General features: G+C 45.1%; 19 protein-coding genes and 1 pseudogene. 8 read left to right on the forward strand and 12 right to left on the reverse strand.

The window, feature by feature from the left end; genetic code table 11:
* Positions 1–12 precede the first annotated feature (12 nt).
* On the forward strand, positions 13–3,306 hold the full coding sequence (locus O3Q51_11170) for a fibronectin type III domain-containing protein (protein ID MCZ4409377.1): 3,294 nt from the start codon (positions 13–15) through the stop codon (positions 3,304–3,306).
* Between the two features lie 2 nt (positions 3,307–3,308).
* Here the strand turns inward: O3Q51_11170 and O3Q51_11175 are convergent, their stop codons facing one another.
* The 3 genes from O3Q51_11175 to O3Q51_11185 all read right to left on the reverse strand — a co-directional run bounded on the left by O3Q51_11175 (position 3,309) and on the right by O3Q51_11185 (position 6,594).
* Positions 3,309–5,414: a hypothetical protein gene (locus O3Q51_11175; protein ID MCZ4409378.1), complete on the reverse strand. Its 2,106-nt coding sequence runs from the start codon at positions 5,412–5,414 to the stop codon at positions 3,309–3,311.
* A complete protein-coding gene (locus O3Q51_11180) occupies positions 5,411–6,244 on the reverse strand; it encodes a hypothetical protein (protein MCZ4409379.1) in 834 nt (277 codons plus the stop codon). The genes O3Q51_11175 and O3Q51_11180 overlap by 4 nt, the downstream gene beginning before the upstream one ends.
* A gap of 89 nt (positions 6,245–6,333) precedes the next feature.
* Positions 6,334–6,594 (reverse strand): hypothetical protein, encoded by a 261-nt coding sequence (locus O3Q51_11185; protein MCZ4409380.1) that lies wholly within the window; start codon positions 6,592–6,594, stop codon positions 6,334–6,336.
* Positions 6,595–6,741: 147 nt separating this feature from the next.
* Here O3Q51_11185 and O3Q51_11190 point away from each other — a divergent pair, with 147 nt between their 5' ends.
* Positions 6,742–7,725 carry a PfkB family carbohydrate kinase gene (locus tag O3Q51_11190; GenBank protein ID MCZ4409381.1) on the forward strand — a complete coding sequence of 328 codons (984 nt, stop codon included), beginning with the start codon at positions 6,742–6,744 and terminating at the stop codon, positions 7,723–7,725.
* A gap of 30 nt (positions 7,726–7,755) precedes the next feature.
* Positions 7,756–8,793, forward strand: coding sequence for a galactose mutarotase (locus tag O3Q51_11195; GenBank protein ID MCZ4409382.1), 1,038 nt, complete (start codon positions 7,756–7,758; stop codon positions 8,791–8,793).
* Here the strand turns inward: O3Q51_11195 and purE are convergent.
* Both purE and O3Q51_11205 read right to left on the reverse strand, forming a co-directional pair.
* Positions 8,790–9,266 (reverse strand): 5-(carboxyamino)imidazole ribonucleotide mutase, encoded by a 477-nt coding sequence (gene purE, locus O3Q51_11200; protein MCZ4409383.1) that lies wholly within the window; start codon positions 9,264–9,266, stop codon positions 8,790–8,792. The genes O3Q51_11195 and purE overlap by 4 nt on opposite strands.
* A 2-nt stretch (positions 9,267–9,268) precedes the next feature.
* Positions 9,269–10,417 (reverse strand): 5-(carboxyamino)imidazole ribonucleotide synthase, encoded by a 1,149-nt coding sequence (locus O3Q51_11205; GenBank protein MCZ4409384.1) that lies wholly within the window; start codon positions 10,415–10,417, stop codon positions 9,269–9,271.
* 168 nt (positions 10,418–10,585) lie between these two features.
* Between O3Q51_11205 and O3Q51_11210 the strand changes: the two are divergent.
* The 5 genes and pseudogenes from O3Q51_11210 to O3Q51_11230 all read left to right on the forward strand — a co-directional run bounded on the left by O3Q51_11210 (position 10,586) and on the right by O3Q51_11230 (position 15,241).
* Positions 10,586–11,700: pseudogene (locus O3Q51_11210) on the forward strand (adenylate kinase).
* Positions 11,693–12,682, forward strand: a complete 990-nt coding sequence (gene obgE, locus O3Q51_11215) for a GTPase ObgE (GenBank protein MCZ4409385.1) — start codon at positions 11,693–11,695, stop codon at positions 12,680–12,682. Before O3Q51_11210 ends, obgE begins: the two are co-directional and overlap by 8 nt.
* Positions 12,683–12,684: 2 nt before the next feature.
* Positions 12,685–13,254 carry a phosphatase PAP2 family protein gene (locus tag O3Q51_11220; GenBank protein MCZ4409386.1) on the forward strand — a complete coding sequence of 190 codons (570 nt, stop codon included), beginning with the start codon at positions 12,685–12,687 and terminating at the stop codon, positions 13,252–13,254.
* The gene (gene crcB, locus O3Q51_11225; GenBank protein ID MCZ4409387.1) at positions 13,239–13,616 is read left to right on the forward strand and encodes a fluoride efflux transporter CrcB; all 378 of its coding nucleotides are present in this window, start codon (positions 13,239–13,241) and stop codon (positions 13,614–13,616) included. The genes O3Q51_11220 and crcB overlap by 16 nt, the downstream gene beginning before the upstream one ends.
* Positions 13,613–15,241 carry an alkaline phosphatase family protein gene (locus O3Q51_11230; GenBank protein MCZ4409388.1) on the forward strand — a complete coding sequence of 543 codons (1,629 nt, stop codon included), beginning with the start codon at positions 13,613–13,615 and terminating at the stop codon, positions 15,239–15,241. The genes crcB and O3Q51_11230 overlap by 4 nt, the downstream gene beginning before the upstream one ends.
* A gap of 3 nt (positions 15,242–15,244) precedes the next feature.
* Here O3Q51_11230 and O3Q51_11235 read toward each other — a convergent pair whose 3' ends face one another.
* The 7 genes from O3Q51_11235 to O3Q51_11265 form a co-directional block, all read right to left on the reverse strand.
* Positions 15,245–16,414: a sigma-54 dependent transcriptional regulator gene (locus tag O3Q51_11235; GenBank protein ID MCZ4409389.1), complete on the reverse strand. Its 1,170-nt coding sequence runs from the start codon at positions 16,412–16,414 to the stop codon at positions 15,245–15,247.
* 1 nt (position 16,415) lies between these two features.
* Entirely contained in the window at positions 16,416–17,348 is a 933-nt protein-coding gene (locus tag O3Q51_11240; protein MCZ4409390.1) for a hypothetical protein, read from the reverse strand.
* 114 nt (positions 17,349–17,462) lie between these two features.
* Positions 17,463–18,812 carry an ABC transporter permease gene (locus O3Q51_11245; GenBank protein ID MCZ4409391.1) on the reverse strand — a complete coding sequence of 450 codons (1,350 nt, stop codon included), beginning with the start codon at positions 18,810–18,812 and terminating at the stop codon, positions 17,463–17,465.
* Positions 18,805–19,737: an ATP-binding cassette domain-containing protein gene (locus tag O3Q51_11250; GenBank protein ID MCZ4409392.1), complete on the reverse strand. Its 933-nt coding sequence runs from the start codon at positions 19,735–19,737 to the stop codon at positions 18,805–18,807. The genes O3Q51_11245 and O3Q51_11250 overlap by 8 nt, the downstream gene beginning before the upstream one ends.
* A gap of 87 nt (positions 19,738–19,824) precedes the next feature.
* Entirely contained in the window at positions 19,825–20,949 is a 1,125-nt protein-coding gene (gene dnaJ, locus O3Q51_11255; protein MCZ4409393.1) for a molecular chaperone DnaJ, read from the reverse strand.
* Positions 20,950–20,968: 19 nt separating this feature from the next.
* Positions 20,969–21,565 carry a nucleotide exchange factor GrpE gene (locus tag O3Q51_11260; GenBank protein MCZ4409394.1) on the reverse strand — a complete coding sequence of 199 codons (597 nt, stop codon included), beginning with the start codon at positions 21,563–21,565 and terminating at the stop codon, positions 20,969–20,971.
* Positions 21,566–21,638: 73 nt separating this feature from the next.
* Positions 21,639–22,613 carry a YihY/virulence factor BrkB family protein gene (locus O3Q51_11265; GenBank protein ID MCZ4409395.1) on the reverse strand — a complete coding sequence of 325 codons (975 nt, stop codon included), beginning with the start codon at positions 22,611–22,613 and terminating at the stop codon, positions 21,639–21,641.
* Positions 22,614–22,623: the final 10 nt, after the last annotated feature.

Raw genomic sequence — 22,623 nt, forward strand, 5'->3', positions numbered from 1 at the left:
CAATTTAGCTTTATGAGGAAGTTCTTACTCTTTTTCGCAGTTGCTCTACTTATTTCTGTCTCAGGAAATTCTCAAGTTCATACTACATGGCTTTGGCATATGCAGCAGCCTATTTATTGGCCTGACGCGAGCGCAGCTAATCCTTTTCATTGGCAAGCAGCCAAGGAGTCCAATGACATGAAATTCAGCGGGCAGAACAATTATGCCGACGGGCAGGCGCACCCGCTCAATGATCTGGAAGAGATATTTAATAAGCCTGATCGAGTGGCAGCATACCAATACAGACCTAAGGATGCTTTGCAAACTTTACTCGCATATTCAGAGGCAGGGGTTCAAGTAAATTATTCAGGATGCCTTATCGAGAATGTGAACAGTTTGGCGAACTCCAACCAATGGGGTTATTCAGGTAGCTGGGAAAATAATTTCGAGACAGCGAGAGGCTGGAACACTTCAGATGGATTTCCGCGGATGGACTTAACCGCTTTTTCATATCACCACGCTCTGAGTCCGTTAGTAAGTCGTGAAGTTTTGCGAAAGCAAATTCAGGCACACCGAATAATGTATCAAACTACCTTCGGTTCCTCGCCTGATTATTCAAAAGGTTACTGGCCTGCAGAGTGTTCGTTTAGCGAAAGAATAATCGATGTTCTGGTAGAGGAGGGAATAGAGTGGACTGTTATTGCCAACTCACATATTGCGCGAACGCTGGCGGACTACCCATTGAATTTTGGGACGAGCGGAACCAATTACGATCCGCCAAATGCTGCAGACGTTACAACTTTATCGGGCAGCAATTGGTGGAACGGACAAATTGATGGACGCGGCGGTACTTTCGCGGCACCTATTTGCTATCAGCCTCACTGGGCGCGTTATGTACACCCTGAAACGGGAGAGGAGAGCAGAATCGTGGCAGTTCCAATGGCAGACTTGCTTAGTTACAAGGATGGTTTTGCGCCAATGAGTACCGACGATATTGAAAATTTTATTGAGCCCCATGAAGATCCTTCCAGACCTTCACTGGTCTTGTTAGCTCATGATGGTGACAATGCTTTTGGCGGCGGATTCAGCTACTATTTGGAGTCTGTTCCCGGATTTGCTTCGCAAGCGGCAAATCAGGGATATGTGCCCACTACGGTTCAGCAGTACTTAAATGATCACCCTGTTCCCGAAAGTGATGTAGTCCACATTGAAGATGGCTCATGGGTTAATGCGGCAAATGATTGGGGGCACCCTCAATTTATTAATTGGATGTGGCCTCAGTTTGATTCCGAAACGCATGAGTTTGATCCCAATGGCTGGACAGAAGACGTTCGCAATTGGGCAGTGCTCACTGCTGCTGAAAACCATGTGCAAATGGCGGAAGACTTATCGGGTGGAGTGGATATGCAAGACATCGTTTTTCCTGGACCTCAGTCTTCCAATGCTGAGTTGGCTTGGCATTTTCTACTTCCCGGCTACACCAGCGGCTACATGTACTATGGATCTTCCATCGATATGGAAGTGAAGCAAACCATCGCTTGCAATCAAGCCATTTCGCTCGCGGCACCTGTCATTCAAGGTCAATCAGGTAATGACCAAACACCGCCCTCGGTCTTTGTGCCGCAACGGTATCCTTACAATCCCGGTGGCACAGGGTTCGGCCCAAACTACGGCTATCAAACTTTCAATAATCCATCTGATTTCACAGTATGGACGATGGCCTACGATGTCACCGGTATCGATAGTGCCTATGTTTCTTTCCGCATAGATGCAGACGGAGTGAACCCGATGAGTAATGATGAAAATGAGACTTATGCAGGTGGCTCAAGTGTTGGTAATTGGGTGACGATCGCAATGAGTGAAAGAGTCATGCCAGTAGGTAACATTACGAACAATCCCGAGATTGATTTCTTCGTGCTGCCGGATGCCATTGCCAGCCAATATTACGCTAAAATAGAAGGCCTGAGCGAAGTCTTGGTAGACTACTATGTCGTGGTGGTTGATGAGAATGGAAATGAGACCAAAACCGATATTCAGCACGTTTATGTCGGCGAAAGTACTCCGGTAAATAATGGAGGTGGCGGTGATGATTACACTGTCTCATGGACTCCTCAAAACCCGGAGCTTACAGATGTCATCACCATTACCGTGACTGATGCAAACCAAGGTGCAAAACTGCATTGGGGAGTTTCTGAGAATGGAGAAACTTTCGTAACACCATTAGCGGGTTATCAACCATCAGGCACTACGCCTTGGCCTGGTTCAGGAGCTGTAGAGACACAGTTTTTAGGTCCGGATACTGCTGCAAACCTTACGCTTAATATTGGGCCGTTTGATAATCCTGCTCAAGTCGCTGATGCCATTGATTTTGTCGTACACTTTGATGACGATACATGGGATAACAACAATGGGAACGACTACAAGATAAACTTCACAACGGAGGGAGTACCTGACGGCGTATCATGGACTCCATCTGCCCCAACTTCAAATGAAATGATTACAGTTTACGTAGGAGGAGTGAGTCAAGGAGCTAAACTTCACTGGGGAATCCAAACAGCGGGAGGTTCTTGGAATGGTCCGATTTCGGTTTATCAACCGGCAGGGACAACGGATTGGCCATCTTCTGAAGCCGTGGAAACGCAAATGTCAGGATCTATTGATGGAGTTGTTTCATTGGAAATCGGACCTTTCAATAATCCTGCACAGGAAATACAAGGTGTCAATTTTGTTATTCATTATGACAATGATACTTGGGATAATAACAATGGAAACGACTACTTCATTCCAATCAGTAATGAGGTCATATGTGGTACTCCAGGCAATCTCGTTTCAACGGTGAATAGCCCCTCTTCAGCTACATTGAGCTGGGCTCCGGTGAGCGGCGTATTGGGCTACCAGCTGCAGGGCAGAAGAGTAGGGGGGTCTCCTGTTTCAATAATTATTCAGAACGGGCAGACTTCAAAAACAGTCAATGGACTAATTCAAGGGTCGACGTACCAATGGCGGGTCAGGGCTATTTGTTCAGAAACTCTCCGTGGTCCATACTCGGCTGCTGCGAGTTTCAGCACCCCGTCCAATATGTTTATGGATGCCGGTATTTCAATTTGGCCAAATCCGAGTGCGGATGTCGTAAACGTAGTTGTTAGAAATTCAGATTTGGAGCAGATTCCTGTAAAGATTTTCGGTTTAGACGGTCGTATGCTTAAATCGGGATACACCGATGCTTCCGGTCAGATTTCTTTTGATGTTTCCGATTTGGCAAATGGAGTTTACCTTATTCGCTCGGAAGGTGATAAACCAATTTCGAAGAATCTGATTGTTCAATAGGCTCAGAACGTATACCTGAGTTGGAACTTCACTTCAGAGCGGGTATTACCTTGGATTTCCTCCAATCCCGATCCTACCACTTGACGATCAGTGAAATAGGTTTGCGCCCAGCGTACCCAAACATCGAGATTGCGACTCACTTCATATTTCATTAGAATGTAGGCTCTGGTTCCTCTTCCACTGTAGGCGGGAATAGAAAAGAAATACAGCACGTCATTTTCGTAAGCATAAATACGGGAATCAAAATTATCCGTATCGAATAGAGCGTATCTCGCAGCAATCCGCAGAGGCAATTTACTTACCTCCCAAATGATATCTTGATAGGCCATAAAACCTCTGGAAGTTGGTTCGTCTCCACGACCAAATTCAGTCAGTTCAATTCTCGAGCGTAGTCTGATTTGTCGGGTGGCTCTATGGCTGAAATTAACACGTAGGTTCTTGCGTGGATTATCCACCAAGAAATCGGCTCCATCCACATCACTGCGCGTATTGGTTTGGCGTAAGCGATCTCGGTACCTCAAGTAGATATTGGTTCTTCCCGAAGCTTGGTATTCCAATTGTCCGAAGAAGTCATATCCGTTAGATGGTGCATCCGTTTGGTAGCGAAGCCATGGGAATTTGAACTGGTCGATGTAGGCATTGATCTTCCATCGCTTGAACGGCCGAAATTCAACGCCCATGTAAACTCCACTTTCATTCTCAACCAAAGATCCTTCGCCGAATCCCACAGAAGCTACTCCTTGAAAATCTTTTTCATAGTAGCGCTGAGTGATGTTCACCAAGAGCCGCGGATTCATTTCTATATTTATACCATTAATTGTAGCAAATCCTCCGTTCGCGCTTCGCGCTGTTTCTCCGAAGAATCTGAAGTTGGCTACTCTGAAAAAATAGTCAGCTCCCACAGTGGTGTTTTCTTTTCCGTTGAAACGGAACTGGCTGTAGAAATCCGTGTTACGGTTTATTTCTCCGTCCAATTGCATGTGAGCTGCTGTCACTCCCACTTGAAGATTGGAGGTGCGGTATTGCAGGTGCCCACCATAATGCTTTTGAAAAATGGCGTCCTTATCTGCAATTTCATTCGCCGTGCGGTGAAATCCCGTTTCTTGGAAGCTAGTGATGAGAAGCTCAGGCTCCGAAAAATCCAGAGAGTCATTCGGTTCAAGATCAGCCAGATTTCCGTCGATCCGCTTGCCTGAATAGAAAGCAGTGAAATCAAACTTTCCTTGATTGAGCGTTACAGCTCCCCCTCTCAAAAAGAGGTTTTCATTGATGGATGTATAAGGTGTAATTCCCCTTCCATCTTGAGCCGTACTAACAGAAAAAGAGCTTTTTCGATTGAATCCCAGCCCCGACCAGAAAGTCAATCCCTGCCCGAATTGAGCTTGATAGTCTCCAATGGCGAGTTGTTTGACCATCCCGAAATCTTTCAAATAGACATGGCCAGAGTAAAAGTCAAATCCATTGGGTTGACTGCCGCGAAAGAATTCTTCCCCGTTGTCTTTTTCGGCGGTCATCCCAAAGCTGATGCGATCGCCGTAACGGTAGCGATACCTGGCAAAGAGCTTGTCAGGAGACCCTAAGTATCTGGAGTTAGGGCTTTCTGCTAAATCTTCCGGGCTGATCGGCGCATATCCGGCTTGGTCTTCGAGTATTCGCTGCCAGCGAACGACGATCTCGCTTTTACCGTAGTCCCGCATTCTCTGAAGGGTGATTTTCTCTCTCGTCTCGTCTAAGCTAACTTTTACAAAGGGGAGAATGAGTTCAGCCGTAGCTTGATCCCAACCATCTATAAAGGCCAGTTCGTAGAGTGAGAAGAGTTGTCCGTATTCCTTTCGGTAATCCAAGAACTCCAATATTTGTCCGTTTGTAAGAAGTCCAAGGCCGTACAAGTCATCGATTGAAGCTGTATTCAAATTCAGAGGGAAATCCAGGTAAACTGCCAATTGCTCAAAAAGAGTGGTGTAATCTAGGTTTTCGTCTTCCGCCGCTTCGGCTATTTGCTCAATTCGCTGCTCGATGATATTTCCTCTGTCAACCTTTTGATCGGGCTGGGCCCAAACTTGAGTGAGGGAGAAGACGAAGAGAATTATGAGGACGAGATGCCTCATTTTTTACCAGGATTGTAAGTCAGCGAAACTTGCGGTGAGTAGCCGAGTATGCTGCTATAGCTCGAAGCCAAGTCAAACTGGAAGCTGTCAAACTTTACGCCCAACCCAAAGCTAAATAGGCTCGGTTCGGAGGAAGCACCTATGCGCAGATAAAGAACATCGACTGGTTGGTACTCGATACCACCTCGAAAAAGTGCGTTCTGATCGATGTCTTTTTCCACTTCCCCCGCTAGAAGGAGGTCATCGCTGATTTGGTATCCTGCACCAAGTCGAATCAACGTCGGAATTTTTTCATCGGGAATGGCGCTCTCGCCATTGTCGATCAATGTGGTTCTTGTCGGGTTGAATAGATGTGCTGCCACAGTCACCCGTTCGGAAACTTCCATTCTCACACCTACTTCAGCTGTAAGAGCACCCGCACTCCCATAGTCCTGAGCAGCTATGCGTGTTGTGTGGTAGTTGAGCTGCACGCCAATCGAAAATCGCTCAGCGAGCTTCATCCCGTAGGCTAATCCTATTTTTCCTTCGTTGTAAGCACCAAAGCCAAAATTGCTGTAGTTCACCCCGATTGCTCCATTGCCTAAAGGTGATGCTCCTGCAAATCCTGCGAAAGACATCCCGTCTACCAAAAATCGATTCTCGTAAAAAACACCGGCCGTGATGCTTTCAACATATCCTAGACCAGCCTGATTATGAAAGCTGCTCCAGATATCGGTGAAAGTCAATGCCGAATTAGCCATTCCTGCAGGTCGGGCGCCTACAGGGTCAGTTCCACTCTGGCCCCATACGAGCAATGGAATGAATGTGATTATGAAAAGTAGCTTCTTCAAATGATTGGATTCGAGGGCAAAATACGAATCTCATTCGACGCAAAGTATTAAGCTGGTATTAAATTGAAAGCTTCAAAAAACGATTTGAGCTATCTGGCTGTCCGAGTCAATCTTATGTAGTTTGCAAGACTGTAAATCAGATAAACCCAAGGGCTAGTATGCAATACCAGATCAAACCAGTCCATAGCTTGCATGCCTTCCGCACCACCAAGAAGCCATCTCCATTTTCCAAAAAGGTGGGGCTCAGGAAAAAATGGAGCCAAACCTAGTGTTACCGAGGCAATAAAGGCAATGATAACTCTGTTCTTTGCCTCTTTGATGATTTTTTCTTTCTTTTCTGGAACCTGCATTGTGCAAAGATAAATGCAGTAAAACTTACGTTTGGTGAATAATATCACTGAATTTCTTTCTCAGTATTACATCAAATGCGGCAGCGTCGCAATCCAAATAGCCAATAGTGCAGAGTTGCCCTATATTTGACAAATAGAAAATTGAATATGGCGAATTATAATGTCGCGGTTTTGGGGCCGATTCCCAGAGATCACATTACAACGCATCACGGAGAAGTGATAGAGAAGTTTGGGTGTGCCATGCATACGGCCATTGGTTTATCTAGACTGTTGGAAGGAAAAGGACAGGTTCATTTGGTTTCTCACGTCAGAAAGCAAGATCTAGAGGATATCAAAGTCATCCTTGCCGATTTTCCCAATATCAATACTGATTATATCAAGTGCGATGCCGATCAAGGTGATGTGATTCGATTGCGATTTGTAGATCAAAACAATCGGATAGAGAAACAAACGGGATTTATGAACCCTATAGTCCCTAATGATTTAGATGGGTTGATGCATTGCAATGCCTTTGTTTGTGTTCCCATCTCCGACTACGAAGTGCCTATTCACACCCTGCAACACATCAAAGCGAACAGCAGCGGGGTGGTCATTTTCGACGCCCATGGGCCCACTAATACGGTGACTACGCTAGGAGATCGAATTCTTAAATTTTGGATTGATCGAGATGAATGGCTGCCATACATTGACGTGTTGAAAATGAATCTGGAAGAGTCAAACTGCTGCTGGTTCGATAAGGAGATCGACGAAACGAAGCTTAAGCCTTTTGATGATCAAGATATCAGTCATCTTCCTGCTTTCGCGGAACATGCAATCAGACATGGGCTAAAGTCACTCATCGTGACATTGGATTCAAGTGGTAGCGCGGTTTTTTATGAAGACAAGAACGAGGTGCACCAACAAGTGGTAAAAGCGATCCGCGTAGAGCATGTTGTAGACACGACCGGTTGCGGTGACTCATTTGCTGGTGGATTAGGTTTTGGACTGCTCGATAGGGCCGATGATTATGTAAGAGCTGTCAAGTTTGCTAATGCCCTTGGAGCGCAACGCACGCAGGGGAGAACCTTCGAAGTTTTCAAATCATTGGAAGAGACCGAGCAGCAGATTATTAAAGAGTACGGTTCGCTCTAATGTCATAAACCAGATTCAACCCAGCGATAGATGAGGGATCATGCAGATATGAATGCACCTAGCGGAATTACCCGCCATTGGCTGAAAACGAATTCAGGACTGCAATGCGAAGTGACCAATTACGGTTGCCGAATTATTCGTCTGCTTGTTCCCGATCGAGATGGAAAGTTAGAGGATGTCGTTCTTGGCTTTGATACCATCGAAGAATATTTTCAAGGACCCGAGACCTTTTTTGGAAGCATAGTCGGTAGAGTAGCCAACCGCATCGGGGGAGCAGCTTTCATGATAGATGGGGAACGTTTCGAACTCTCGGCTAACGAAGGTAGAAATCACATTCACGGCGGCCCGACCGGATTTCATTCAAAGATTTGGCGAGTTCTCTCTGTGGATGATTCACAAATCACTTTTAGCTATCGCTCTCCCGATGGAGAGGAAGGTTACCCGGGCAATCTTGAGGTGAAGCTGGTTTACTCATTAACAGATCAAGACGGTCTGAAAATCTCTTATGAGGCCATCACCGACAAAGTTACTCCGGTCAACCTTACCAATCATTCCTATTTCAATTTGAATGGAGCGGGTAACGGGAAGATTGATGGGCATATTTTTCAGATTCATGCTTCTCAATACTTGCCAAATAATTCGGAGCAACTGCCAATCGGGAGATTCGATAAAGTGGAAGGAACCATTTTTGACTTGAGACAGCCAAAACGTATTTCAGACCTGCTCATTCAAGAAAATGACCAACTTAAAATTGGGGATGGTTTCGACAATAACTTCATTCCCGAGGGTGAAGGAATTCGCTCAATCGCAAAAGTAATGGAGCCCGTTTCGGGTAGAACGATGGAAATCTTAACCGATGAGCCAGGCGTTCAATTTTTTTGTGGAAAAGCCATGGATCGAGAAGTGAACGGGAAAGATGGGAAAGTATACGGGCGACATTCAGCGTTCTGTCTCGAAACCCAACATTTTCCTGATAGCGTTCATCACCCCGAGTTTCCTTCGGTCATTTTGCGACCGGGTGATACCTATCGATCGACTTGTGTCTATCGGTTCAGCGTAGAAGTCTAGCCTAGATTCTGAGCGTCTTTCAGTACCTTTTGCTTCAATCCTTCTTTGAAGTCGGAAATTCGTCTTCTTAAATCTTCATTTCCAGTTCCCAGTATCTGCGCGGCTAAAATACCTGCATTCTTGGCGCCATCCAATGCCACGGTTGCGACGGGAACACCTCCTGGCATCTGCAAAATGCTCAATACCGAATCCCAGCCATCGATGCTATTTCGGCTTTTCACAGGAACACCAATTACGGGAAGTGGTGTAATTGAAGCCGTCATTCCCGGCAGGTGAGCCGCGCCACCGGCACCTGCGATAATCACTCGAATACCATTCTCTTCGGCAGTTTTGGCGTACTCGTACATGCGCTCAGGAGTGCGATGCGCACTAACGATTTCCATTTTGTAAGGGACGTTTAATTCGTCCAAAACATCCGCTGCCTCTTGCATTACGGGAAGGTCGCTTTTGCTACCCATGATGATTCCTACCATGATTATTCGGATTTTACTTTAATGGTGTCTTTAATTTTATGAGCGAGATGGCGAGCCTTTTCAGCACTTTCGGCAGTAATAGTAACGTGGCCCATCTTTCGAAAAGGCTTGGTTTCAGCTTTCCCGTAAAGGTGAATATAAACTCCGCTTTCAGCAAGTGCATCTTCGAGGCCTTCGTATCGAGCGGGGCCCGAAAAATTTGCTTCGCCCAGCAGGTTGACCATTGCGGCGGGTACTCGGAGGGTAGTGTCGCCGAGTGGCAATCCCAATATGCAGCGCAAATGCTGAGCATACTGCGACGTAATATTTGCTTCGATCGTGTGATGACCCGAATTGTGTGGTCGGGGAGCTACTTCATTTACCAAAATCTCACCATCCCTATTTAGAAATAGTTCTACCGCTAAAATGCCTACAAAGCCGAAAGCATCAATGGTTTGCATTGCAATTTCGAGTGCTTTCTTTTCAATCTCTTCAGTGATTTCGGCAGGGGCAAAAAGCAGTTCTACCAAATTGGCTTCAGGGTTAAACTCAAGCTCTACCGCAGGGAAACCTGAGGTTTCGCCTTGCTCATTTCTAGCGGCGATTACTGCCAATTCTTTTTCGAAAGCAACAAATTTTTCCAATACACAGGGAGAGTCGAAAGCTTTCTCAAAATCAGCTTCGGTGCGAATGATTTGAACCCCTTTCCCATCATATCCTCCTTTTCTGAGCTTCTGAGCAAAAGGCAAAAAGTCTTTGTGATCTCCAAGCTCGGCTTTCGAATCGATCAACCGATACTCTGCCGTCGGAATGCCATTTTCACGGTAAAACTCTTTTTGCAGGCCTTTATCTTGAACGATTTCCAGTAGCTCGGGCTGCGGATATACTTTGATTCCTTCTGCCTGAAGTCTCTTCAATGCGGGGATGCTGACATGCTCGATTTCTACCGTGATGAGGTCTTTGTTCTTACCGAATTGATAGACCGTTTCCTCATCGTTGAAACTTCCCGTTACAAATTCGGGAACCAGTTTCGCACAGGGTGCATTTTCATTTGGGTCGAGACAAGCCAATTTGATATCGAGATTCACAGCTTCTTGCTGCATCATCCTTCCCAGCTGGCCTCCTCCCAGTACACCTAGCTTAAAATCCTTGTGGTATGGCGCTTTTGACATGCGGGCAAAGATAAGCTTAATGTGAAATGTTGTGGGTTTCTTTACTGATATCAATTTGGCATAGATGCTAATCATCCTTGATGTGAATAGAAGTGGAGAAAACCTTGGGGACTCCTTTCGCGAAAGGCAATAGGATTCACTACCTTCGCCATTCCAAAAATGACAGGTATGCATTCAGTAACCCTTCACGACAAAGAGTTTGTTCTTTACCTTGAGGAAGAAAAGATTCAAAGTGCCATAGCCGAAATGGCAACCAAACTGGCCGCAGAGTGCGAAGGAAAAGACACCGTTTTTGTGGGTGTTTTGAATGGTTGCTTCCGTTTTATCTCAGACTTGATGAAATACATCGAGTTCAATGCCGAGGTGAATTTTATCAAGCTCTCTTCATACCGTGGCACTGAATCCAGTGGAAAGATTTCCGACTTGATGTCACTCAATTCCGAACTGAGTAATAAGCACGTTGTGATTTTGGAAGATATTGTAGATACGGGGCATACCCTCGATTATTTGATGGAAATTTTGAAGGAGAAGAATGCCGCTTCCATTAAAGTGGCTTCATTGCTCTACAAGCCTGATGCGTTTATCGGTAACAGGAAACCTGACTTTACAGCATTTGATATTCCGAATCTATTTGTGGTGGGCTACGGCCTGGACTACGACGGCTTGGGAAGAAACTTAAACGATATTTATCAAATTAAATCTTGATTATGATCAACTTGGTTCTATTCGGCCCTCCAGGAGCGGGAAAAGGTACACAAGCCGAAAAAATCGTTGAAAAACACAACTTGGTTCATCTTTCAACGGGCGACATTTTTCGCCGAAACATTAAGCAACATACAGAGCTGGGTGATCTGGCCAAAAGCTATATCGATAAAGGTGAGCTTGTTCCTGATGAGGTGACTATCAAAATGCTGGAGGCCGAAGTTGACGCCCATTCAGATGCCAACGGATTCATCTTCGATGGCTTTCCTCGTACTACTGCTCAGGCCGGTGCCTTGGATTCTTTTTTAGAATTAAAAGGTACAGCTATTACCGTGATGCTCGCTTTAAGCGTAGAAGACAACGAACTAAAAGAACGTTTGAAAAAGCGAGCAGAGGTAAGTGGGAGAACGGATGATGCCAATCCGGAAATCATTGCCAATAGAATAGCAGTTTACAAGACGGAAACAGCACCCGTAGCCGATTATTACAAGGCTCAGAATAAATACGAAGAAGTAGACGGAATCGGATCGATTGACGAGATCAGCGAGAAATTAGTCGACGCGATAAGCAGCCATGAGTAATCGCAACTTCGTCGATTACGTAAAAATCCATTGCCGCTCCGGAAAAGGCGGAGCAGGGAGTAAACACCTTTTTCGCGATAAGCTGACATCAAAAGGAGGTCCTGATGGTGGAGATGGCGGACGTGGTGGTCACGTGATCATTCGCGGAAACGCGCAGCTTTGGACACTACTCCACCTCAAATACCGCAAGCATATTAAAGCTGAGCATGGCGAGTCCGGTGGTAAACAAACGAGTACGGGAAAGTCGGGGCAAGACGCCTATGTTGAGGTTCCGCTTGGAACGGTCGCCAAAGACCCTGACACGGGAGAAGTGCTGATAGAAATCACGGATGACGGGCAAGAGTTCATTTTGCTCGAAGGTGGGCGTGGTGGACAAGGAAACGCTCATTTCAAAACATCTACTCACCAAACGCCGCGTTTTTCACAGCCCGGAGAAGACGAACAAGAAGCTTGGAGAATTCTTGAGCTTAAGGTCTTGGCCGATGTCGGTTTGGTCGGTTTCCCAAATGCTGGAAAGTCAACTCTCCTTTCTGTCATTACCGCAGCGAAACCTGAAATTGCCAATTACCCTTTCACGACGCTTGTTCCCAATTTGGGAATAGTGAGTTACCGAAATGATCGCTCTTTCATTATGGCCGATATTCCGGGTATTATCGAGGGTGCCAGCAAAGGAAAAGGCTTGGGAACCCGTTTTCTCAGGCATATCGAGCGGAACAGTCTCTTGCTGTTTATGGTGCCCGCCGATAGCGATGACATTGCCAAGGAATACGATATTCTGATAAACGAACTATCCGCTTACAATCCTGAGTTGTTGGATAAGGATCGACTTTTGGCCATCACTAAAAGTGACCTGCTGGACGACGAGCTCAAAGCAGAAATGGAAGCTGAAATGCCACCTGTGGAATATGTTTTCATTTCATCTGTAGCGCAAATCGGGTTGTCGGAACTCAAAGATAAAATCTGGAAAAAACTCAATTCGTAGCCATGATTGAGCAATTGGAACAGTGGGATCGGCAATTGTTTCTCTGGTTAAACGGCCTACACGTCGATTGGCTCGACCAGCCCATGTACTATATGAGCGACGAGCTGGTTTGGATTCCTTTGTACCTCTTTTTCCTTTGGGCTATAGCCAAGGCTTATGATTGGAAAATGGCACTATGGACATTGCTTGGTGTCGCCATAGTTGTAACCATCGGCGATCGACTTTCGGTTGAATTATTCAAGGAAGTTTTTCAGCGATACCGTCCCTCGAGAAATTTGGAACTCTATGATTTGGTACACACTGTAAATGACTACCGCGGAGGCAAATATGGCTTCGTGAGTTCCCACGCTACCAACTTCTTTGGTATCGCAACTTTTCTCTACATGTTGTTTAGAAAGCCCTACCCGAAAGCAGCTCCTTTTGTTTTTCTTTTTTCGGGGTTGGTGGCTTACACACGTATTTATCTTGGGGTACACTACCCGGCTGATATTGCTTGCGGAGCCATTTTCGGAGCATCAATAGGTTGGCTCGTTTACAAAACCTTTAATCGGTTCATATGGAAATTACCGTAAGAGATGTCATTGCGATATTCTTGGGCGGTGGCTTGGGTTCAGTCGCACGCTTTCTGACGGGAAGAGCTATGATGCGGCTTATTCCAAGTTCTTTTCCATGGGGTACGCTAGCCGCAAATGTTCTCAGCTGTATCGCTCTCGGTTTTTTCGTTTGGCTTATCGCCAAAGATGGAATGAAAGGGTGGTGGATCTCATTTGCCGTTATCGGCTTCTGCGGAGGTTTCAGCACCTTCTCTACTTTCAGTTATGAAACCGTTAAGCTTTTGCATGAAGGTCATGTTCTTATGGCGGGGGCCAACGTTTTGGTTAGTTTAGTCGCCTGCATGGTGATCTTGTATTACCTCTCAAAATTCATTGCATGAAACGGACTTTAGGTATAGTAGCAGCGGTTTTCTTATCAGTATTGACTTTGGCGCAAGACACCGACGATCGTCCTAAATTGGTCATTGGAATTGTGGTCGATCAAATGAGAAACGACTACCTCACTAGGTATGCGGATTTATATGGTGAAGGTGGTTTTAAGCGCCTCATGTATAAAGGTTTTTATGGTGCCAATCATCGTTTCTCTTATATGCCCACGACGACCGGACCCGGACATGCATCAGTTTACACAGGGACCACTCCGGCCATTCACTCCATCGTTGCAAACGATTGGTACGACCCCATTACCAAAGAAGGAATGTACTGCGTACAAGACAAGAGTGTGAGGTCTGTCGGCGTAGATAAAGCTGCAGGCCAAATGAGCCCGAAGAATCTTAAGACAACGACCGTTACCGATGAGCTCAAACTTTTTTGGAATCAGAAATCGAAAGTGATTGCCGTTTCGCTGAAAGATCGTGGGGCTATTTTGCCAGGTGGTCACTTAGCCGACGGATCCTATTGGTACAACGACAAAAAGTTCATCACGAGTTCGTACTACATGGACGAGTTACCAACGTGGGTCACTGATTTTAATAATCTGAATCTGGTGGATACCTTCTTCGCGAAGGGTTGGCAGCCATTACTGGCTAAGGAAGCTTACTCTGCCAGTCTTCCTGATAACAATCCCTACGAATCTCTCTACGAAGGTGAGAAATACCCTACGCTCCCAAAAGATTTGTTGGATCTGGCTGAGCAAAACGATCCGGAGGAAGTCTTAAAAAGATCTCCATGGGGCAATAGTTTGATTCTTGAGTTTGGTCTGGCAGCAGTCATTAAAGAAGAGTTGGGTCAAGACGAAATTACCGACTTTCTAGCTCTAAGCTTTTCATCTCCGGATTACATGGGGCATGCCTATGGCCCCAGAGCTTTGGAGATTGAAGATATGTACCTCAAGTTGGACAATGACCTTGCAATGTTTTTTGATTTTTTGGATAAATACGTTGGTAAGGGAGAGTACACCGTTATGCTCACGGCTGATCATGGAGCAGCTGATGTGGCTCAGTTTTCTATCGATAATAACCTTCCGGGAGGATATTTTGACCGAAGCGGAAGCAAGGCATTGTTGGAGCAAGTCTTGCTTGATTATCATTCTCTAGGGAAAGAGTTGATCGAAGAAATGGAAGGAAACCAAATTTTCTTGAATCTCGATAAGTTGAAAGAAGCGGGAATAGCCATCAGTGATTTGACCGACTACTTGGCTATGGAGATCAGCAGATTCCCGGGAATTTATGCGGCATATTCAGCTGAAAGAGTGCGGATGGCGGGTTCTGCCGAGTTTCCCATTGGGAATCTTCAGCGAGGCTTACACCCTTACCTTTCGGGAGATGTCGTATTCGTATTGGAAAGCGGATGGATGCGCTATGGCAAGACCGGAACAACCCATGGAAGCCCTTGGGTTTATGATCAGCACGTGCCTCTTTTGCTATATGGTTTTGGAGTTGAAAAAGGCAAGACTTATCGTGAAACGAACATTCGCGACATAGCACCCACACTTAGTGTGATTATGGGTGTTCCCTTTCCATCGGGAATGACGGGAAGTCCGATCATTGAAGCAATCAAAGAATAAGAATCATTTGCCGGGATTGGCATACCGTTTCACATCTTCGCCACTAATCACCTTGTCACAAAGAATAATCAAGCGCTCGATAAGGTTTCTTAACTCGCGGATATTCCCTGTCCAATTCAGTGATTGCAGTGCCTCGTAAGCGTCTTTTGTCAACTCTTTTCTTGGACTTCCTTGCTCTTGTGCAATAGAGTCTAAAAAGTGATCAGCCAGCAATGGCACGTCATCAATTCGCTCATTGAGTGAAGGCACGTGGATGAGGATTACGCTTAGACGGTGAAAGAGATCTTCACGGAAGTTACCTTCTTTGATTTCAGCGTTGAGGTCTTTGTTGGTTGCGGCAATTACGCGCACATTTACTTTGATATCTTTATCGCCACCTACCCTGTTGATCTTGTTCTCTTGTAATGCTCTCAGTACTTTGGCTTGAGCTGATGCGCTCATATCTCCAATTTCATCTAAGAAAAGTGTGCCTCCATCAGCCTGCTCAAACTTTCCTTTTCGCTGCTTTACCGCGGATGTGAAAGCTCCTTTTTCGTGACCGAATAATTCGCTTTCGATTAGTTCTGATGGTATTGCTGCACAATTAACTTCAATAAATGGTGCCTTTGCCCTATTGCTATTTTCGTGCAGCTGGCGAGCTACCAATTCCTTTCCCGATCCGTTAGGGCCGGTCACCAATACGCGGGCATCACTAGGTGCCACCTTGGCGATCATTTCTTTAATCTCACCAATTGCTTTAGATTCTCCGACAATGTCAGACCCCTTTATCAACTTGATTTTCTTCCGTAATGTCTTGGTCTCTTCTTCCAAGTTCACACGGTCCATCGCATTGCGCAAAGTCACCAAAGTGCGATTGAGATCGAGAGGCTTTTCGATAAAATCGTAAGCGCCTTTTTTGATGGCTTCTACGGCCGTCTCAATATTCCCGTGTCCGGAAATCATGATAATCGGAGATTCCACACCTTTTTCCAGCGCCTTTTCGAGCACTTCCATTCCATCCATTTTAGGCATCTTAATATCGCAAAGGACGGCGTCGTATGAAGTTTCGATGAGTTTCTTCAATCCTGTTGGTCCATCCTCTGCGTCATCGACAGTGAATTTTTCAAATTCAAGAATTTCGCGAAGCGTGTTTCTAATACTTCTTTCGTCGTCAATAATCAGAATGGATGCCATCTTATAGATTTCCTTTTAATACTTCGAATAGGACTCCTTCTTTCAGAGAGTACTTCGATAATTTGACTGTTTCGATATTGGTTTTTTTCAGGACGAGTCTTACGAATATGGCCGACATGACGATCATATTTACCCGCATTGCTACCATGCCATCCATGGCTTCACGTTGAATTTTGGAAGAGTTTACCAATTCATCCAAGTGCTTGTCCAGACTGTCTCTGTCGAAGTCCAGGCTGGTGAGGTTCATGGTCTCATCGTAGTTGCCATTACGCTTCGAGATGACATCCGAAAAAGTATCAAAAGATCCGGATGAACCAATCAGGGTTTTGATGCCTTCATTTTCCACAATGTCAAAAACATCTTTAATTTGATTTTCCAGGCTGGTTTCGATTTCTTGGAGCGTGGCGCTGCTAATTGGGTCTTCCGGTTGATGTTTTTCCAACAATCGACTGACGCCTAATTCGTAACTTCTTTTCCAAATGATCTCTTGATCGTTGGCTGCGACAAATTCAGTGCTACCTCCGCCGATGTCCATGATGATCGAATTATCGCCGGTAAGTGCTCCCGATAGTTGCACCCCGTTGTAAATCATGGTGGCTTCTCGGTCGCCATCGATCACGTGAATGTTTATTCCAAAGCGCTCCTTTACTTTTCTGACAAAATCATTGGCATTTGAAGCTCCTCTGACAGCGGAAGTGGCAAAGGCTAAGACCTTGTCACAATATTGATTTTTAACGGCTGTTATTTGCGCTTCCAGAGCAAGAAAAGCGCGCTGCATAGCGGCTTCTGTGATGTATTTCTTTTCGAAACTACCTTCTCCGAGTTTCACGCCGACTTTAGAACGATACGTGGGTTTATAACCTCCCTTGTTATCCAACTCCGCTATGAGCAAGTTGAAGGTATTCGTTCCCATATCGATGATGCCTATTTTCAATACTTCGTGTTTTTTCAGTTACTCAAATATAACGGAATATCGAGTTCCATCAACTTGGTGAAAAGTAAGGAGTAGTAGTTTCTCTAACTGTTTTTGGTATCGACTTAAGCGAAATCAATACTTCAGCCATTTTGCCAATTCCTTGTAGCTTACTTTTTTCCCGTACATCAAGATTCCTACACGGTATATCTTGCCAGCGAGCCATACACAAAAAACGAATCCTGCGATGAGCAATGTCATGGAGAGAACCAATTCCCAGATAGTGCCGCTGTCAAAGCCCATTGCTCCTCTCACCATCATCACGATAGGCGAGGTGAGGGGAAATTGTGAAAACCAAAATACCATGGCACCCTCGGGGTTTGTGAGTGCAAATTCTGAAACAATAAATCCGAAGACCAGTGGGATAGTAATCGGCATCATAAACTGCTGTGTGTCCGTTTCATTATCAACTGCGGCTCCTACTGCCGCGAATAATGAGGCGTATAGTAAATATCCTCCCAAGAAGTAGAAAATGAACATTCCGATCATCAAAGGCCAATTGACTCTAAAGAGAATGAGTTCTGCTATCTCGCCGATAGCAGCTTGTTCCATAGCGTCTTTTGACACCTCGTTCGCCACTTCTTCTGTTGCCTGAATCTGATCAGCCATTGTTCCTGCATTGGCAAGCTCTGGTGCAAGAATGGATGTAGCCACCGAAAAAAGAATTCCTGAAAGAATAACCCATAGCAAAAACTGTGTGAGGCCTACCAATGCCACGCCGACAATCTTTCCCATCATCAGTTGAAAGGGCTTCACAGAGGAGATGATCACCTCGACAATTCGGTTGCTTTTCTCTTCCATAACACCGCGCATCACCTGTACACCGTAGAGAAAAATGAAAAAGTAAATTAAAACTGCAAAACCGAACCCGATAAATGCCTGCTCTTGTTTAAACGATGTTGAGCCATCCTCGGCGTCTACAGTAATGATATTCAGATCGGTATTGATTTCGTCAAACTTCTCTTTTGGTATTGATTCAACTATCAATTTATTGTCCTCAATGACCCTCTCCACCTGCGACTTGATATAGCTTCTGGCCTTCATGCTTGGCAGTTTCCGAAAGACCATTTCGGCCTCGGGGAAGGTCATGATATCTTCGCGCAGTACGAGCATCAACGTGTATTCCGTGGAATCAAACTCAGCGTTGGTCAGTCCATCCGTGGTGTAGTCAAATCGAACTTGTGACGTTTCCTTCAATTCATCCACAAACATGGGTTTCGGACTGCTGGTGCTGTCAAAAGCTATCTCAGGCGTGAGATCGACTACCAAGACATTGTAAATGCTGGAGTCGTTCATTCCCAAAAATACTCCCAGACTTAAGAGGCCACCAATCAAGATGGGACCTAGGAAAGTCATGATGATAAAGGACTTCTTGCGCACGCGACTCACATATTCGCGTTCAATGATCAGGCTTATCTTACTCATCGCTTTCTCCTTTTTGTTGAACTATTTTGATGAAGATGTCATTCATACTTGGTATGACTTCATTGAGTGAGTGAACTTCGGCAACTGTAATAACGGTTTTTAAGAGGTCATTGACAGTAGCACCCTCAGTCAGTTTGATTCGTGCACTGCGGAGTTTGTCTTCCGTTTCGTGATGGCTGATGAGCTCAAAGTTGGTCCACAGTGCATTGGTAAAGCTGAGCATATTGCCCGAAAAGACGAGGTCATAAACTCCTTCTTTAAATTTATTTCGAACTTCTTTGACGCTGCCCTCAAGTACCACTTTGGCATCATTGATTAAAGCAATGTCGCTGCATATTTCTTCTACTGAACCCATGTTATGAGTAGAAAGCATAATCGTAGCACCTTCGTCTCGCAGCCGCAGCAACTCTTCCTTGATAAGGTTGGCATTGATAGGGTCGAAACCACTGAAAGGCTCATCTAGAATTAGGAGTTTTGGTTCGTGAAGCACCGTTGTGATAAACTGCACTTTTTGAGCCATTCCTTTTGAAAGCTCTTCTACTTTCTTGTTCCACCAATCTTCAATATCGAAGCGCTGGAACCATTCTTTGAGCTTTTTCGTGGCCTCTGCCTTGCTCATTCCTTTGAGTCGAGCCAAATAAACGGCTTGCTCTCCCACTTTCATTTTCTTATAAAGTCCGCGCTCTTCGGGCAAGTAGCCGATGCTTTGAACGTGCTCGGGTTTGAGGTCTTTCCCATCAAAGGCGATTCGTCCATCATCGGGAGCGGTAATTTGATTGATGATTCGAATCAATGAAGTTTTGCCGGCACCATTGGGACCGAGCAATCCGAAGATGCTCCCTTTTGGAACCGCTATGCTCACATTAGAAAGCGCAACATGATTTGAATACGACTTTGTAATGTTTTGGGCTTCGAGTATCGCCATGTATCTTTTTGATTAATGCAGTCAAATCTAAACGAAAAACCGCTTTACCTGAAAGGCAAAGCGGTTAAGTTTTCAAAGTGATATTCTTTATTCAAACATGTCTTTTACCTTTTGGAAAAAGCTCTTCTCGTCATGGTTTGCTGTTGGTTGAAAATTCTCACTTTCCTTTAATTTCTCGAGGATTTTCTTCTCTTCCTTACTAAGCTCCTGTGGAGTCCAAATATTGATATTTACCAACATATCTCCTTTTCCATAGCTCTGTACGCTGGGAAGCCCCTTGCCTTTTAGGCGAACAAGCTTACCACTTTGGGTACCTGCGGAAATATTGATCTTGGCTTTTCCTTCTACCAATGGAACCTCTGCAGCTCCCCCAAGTACGGCATCTATAAAGCTCACATAGAGATCATAATGGAGGTTCTTTCCATTGCGCTTGATGGTGTCGTGTTCTACCTCTTCTATGACTACGAGGAGATCTCCGGGCACGCCACCCATTGGCGCTGCATTCCCTTTGCCGCTCACGTTGAGTTGCATTCCTTCTTCAACTCCGGCCGGGATGTCAATACTGATGACTTCTTCCTTTCTTACCAAGCCGTTTTCGTCAGATCCGGGAGGACGTTTGTCCACCATTTCTCCACTTCCTTGGCAGGTCGGACATACAGACGTGGTCTGCATTTGACCCAAAATCGTATTTGTCACGCGACTCACTTGTCCTGTTCCTCTGCAGGTGGTGCAAGTCTTAAAAGTCGTTCCTTCAGCTGCTACGAGCTTATTTACTTTGATTTTTTTGGTCGTGCCGTTTAGTATCTCAGCAAGGTCGAGTTTTACTTTAATTCGAAGGTTGGAGCCTTTTCTGCGTCGACGAGCTCCTCCACCAAATCCATTGCTAAAACCTCCTCCGCCGAAAGCGCCTCCGAAGATGTCACCAAATTGTGAGAAGATATCATCCATGCTCATTCCGCCGCCAAAACCTCCGCCACCCGCAGCTCCACCTACACCTTGGTGTCCGAATCTATCGTACCGCTGTCTTTTTTCAGGATTATTCAACACCTCGTAAGCCTCGGCTGCTTCTTTAAATTTCACCTCGGCATCCGCATTGTCGGGATTTCTATCGGGGTGATATTTTAAGGCGAGCTTCCGGTAGGCCTTTTTCATTTCAACCTGAGTAGCACTTTTAGAAATGCCCAATACCTCGTAGTAATCTCTCTTCGCCATGTTCTGCGTTGTTCTTTTTTTACTGTCCTACAACCACTTTGGCGTATCGAAGCACTTTATCATTGTAGAAATATCCTTTTTCAGCTACGTCAATCACCTTGCCCTTCATGTCTTCTGACGGAGCAGGTATGTTGGTAATGGCTTCGTGATACTCCGTGTCAAAAGGCTGATTGATGGAATTCATTGCTTTCAACCCCTTGTTTTGAAGCAGGTTCAACAATTTGTGGTGAATGAGCTTAAAGCCTTCTTTCAAAGCTTCTACATCATCGTTGTTCTCATTAGAACTGATAGCGCGCTCGAAGTCGTCTACAACCGGTAATATATCACCTGCAAAGTCTGAACCCGCATTCTTCATCAAATCGAGTTTTTCCTTAGCCGTTCTTCGTCTGAAGTTTTCGAATTCAGAGTAAAGTCTCAGGTATTTGTCATTTACCGTGTCATACTTTTTCTGCAATTCCGTCATAGCTGCTTCATACTCGTTTTCCGTGCTCTCTTCAGAACTATTCGAATTTCCGTTTGAAGAATTCGATTTATCTGCTTTTGCGAAAGCTTGCTCTTCGCCTTGGGCTTGAGTTTCCTCTATATCTTGACTTTCTACTTTATCTTTTTCTGACATGCGTAATCAATTTTTCATCTGAGGCTTGGCAAATAGCAGACCACTGCAGGGAAAGTGACAAATTGGCGGATAGTTAGCTGTGTAAAATTTCATCTGCTTCCATCTCGCCGATTGCATGTCCTTTGGCTTTCTCGATTCCTGCATTTATTTCAAAACCTAAGATTAACACTATGGTGTTGAGGTATAGCCACAGCATGACAACCAATACCGTTCCTACCGAGCCATAGAGCTTGTTGTAATTACCGAAATTATTCACGTACCAAGCAAATAGCGATGAGACAATGATGAGTCCCAAAGTTGCAAAAGAAGCTCCGGCATTGATGGCCCTCCATTTGCCGCTATGGCCTGCACGATACAGCACTGAAATGGCGATTTCAAAAAGAATAATCACCAAGATCCACTTCGCTACTTCAAGAAAGAATACCACTACAGCTCCTCCGATGATATCCAAGTCTTGAAGGTATTGGAACACGGGACCACTAATGGTAATAAGAATTACACCAAGGACGATGGTAAGACTGAAAACGAACAATAACCCAAATGATCGGACATATTGAAGAACGATTCCGTGCGTTTTGTCCAGATTGTAGCTATGGCTAAAACCGTCCAGCAGTGCTTGAACAGCATTGGTGGAAAAGAAAAGCGTCAGAAAAAACGAGAGACTGATGAGGGTTTCCTGCTTTTTATTTACCAAATCATCTAGGGTGCTCTCGACCAAACTGAAAGTATCGCCCGGCATGGCCCGATCGAGATAGATCATAATACTCTCCTGAAAATTATCTATGGGTACAAACGGAATGACCGATAAAAATACGATGAGTAATGGTGGAATAGCCAAGATGAAGCGAAAACATACGGCCGAAGCTCTGGTCGTAATTCTCCCTTCCATTAAGCCGATCAAGAAAAATTGCAAGACTTGGTAGAGGTTGAGACCTCCGAAGCCTGGAAGCTTTATTCTCTTTAGAGCAAGTTTGGTCTTTCGAACCGGTGCCGATTCGAGGATACGATTTTTCTTTTCTTCATACCATTCAGAAAGTGCAAAGCCCATGGGGTGCGAA

The sequence above is a fragment of the Cryomorphaceae bacterium 1068 genome, from assembly GCA_027214385.1.
GTDB lineage: Bacteria > Bacteroidota > Bacteroidia > Flavobacteriales_D > Cryomorphaceae > JAKVAV01.

Bases quoted from the DNA above. Each gene is read 5' to 3' on its own strand.
- O3Q51_11170 (MCZ4409377.1), top strand. From the start codon at position 13: ATGAGGAAGTTCTTACTCTTTTTCGCAGTTGCTCTACTTATTTCTGTC.
- O3Q51_11175 (MCZ4409378.1), bottom strand. From the start codon at position 5,414: ATGAGGCATCTCGTCCTCATAATTCTCTTCGTCTTCTCCCTCACTCAA.
- O3Q51_11185 (MCZ4409380.1), bottom strand. From the start codon at position 6,594: ATGCAGGTTCCAGAAAAGAAAGAAAAAATCATCAAAGAGGCAAAGAAC.
- O3Q51_11190 (MCZ4409381.1), top strand. From the start codon at position 6,742: ATGGCGAATTATAATGTCGCGGTTTTGGGGCCGATTCCCAGAGATCAC.
- O3Q51_11195 (MCZ4409382.1), top strand. From the start codon at position 7,756: ATGAGGGATCATGCAGATATGAATGCACCTAGCGGAATTACCCGCCAT.
- purE (MCZ4409383.1), bottom strand. From the start codon at position 9,266: ATGGTAGGAATCATCATGGGTAGCAAAAGCGACCTTCCCGTAATGCAA.
- O3Q51_11205 (MCZ4409384.1), bottom strand. From the start codon at position 10,417: ATGTCAAAAGCGCCATACCACAAGGATTTTAAGCTAGGTGTACTGGGA.
- obgE (MCZ4409385.1), top strand. From the start codon at position 11,693: ATGAGTAATCGCAACTTCGTCGATTACGTAAAAATCCATTGCCGCTCC.
- O3Q51_11220 (MCZ4409386.1), top strand. From the start codon at position 12,685: ATGATTGAGCAATTGGAACAGTGGGATCGGCAATTGTTTCTCTGGTTA.
- crcB (MCZ4409387.1), top strand. From the start codon at position 13,239: ATGGAAATTACCGTAAGAGATGTCATTGCGATATTCTTGGGCGGTGGC.
- O3Q51_11230 (MCZ4409388.1), top strand. From the start codon at position 13,613: ATGAAACGGACTTTAGGTATAGTAGCAGCGGTTTTCTTATCAGTATTG.
- O3Q51_11235 (MCZ4409389.1), bottom strand. From the start codon at position 16,414: ATGGCATCCATTCTGATTATTGACGACGAAAGAAGTATTAGAAACACG.
- O3Q51_11245 (MCZ4409391.1), bottom strand. From the start codon at position 18,812: ATGAGTAAGATAAGCCTGATCATTGAACGCGAATATGTGAGTCGCGTG.
- O3Q51_11250 (MCZ4409392.1), bottom strand. From the start codon at position 19,737: ATGGCGATACTCGAAGCCCAAAACATTACAAAGTCGTATTCAAATCAT.
- dnaJ (MCZ4409393.1), bottom strand. From the start codon at position 20,949: ATGGCGAAGAGAGATTACTACGAGGTATTGGGCATTTCTAAAAGTGCT.
- O3Q51_11260 (MCZ4409394.1), bottom strand. From the start codon at position 21,565: ATGTCAGAAAAAGATAAAGTAGAAAGTCAAGATATAGAGGAAACTCAA.
- O3Q51_11265 (MCZ4409395.1), bottom strand. From the start codon at position 22,613: ATGGGCTTTGCACTTTCTGAATGGTATGAAGAAAAGAAAAATCGTATC.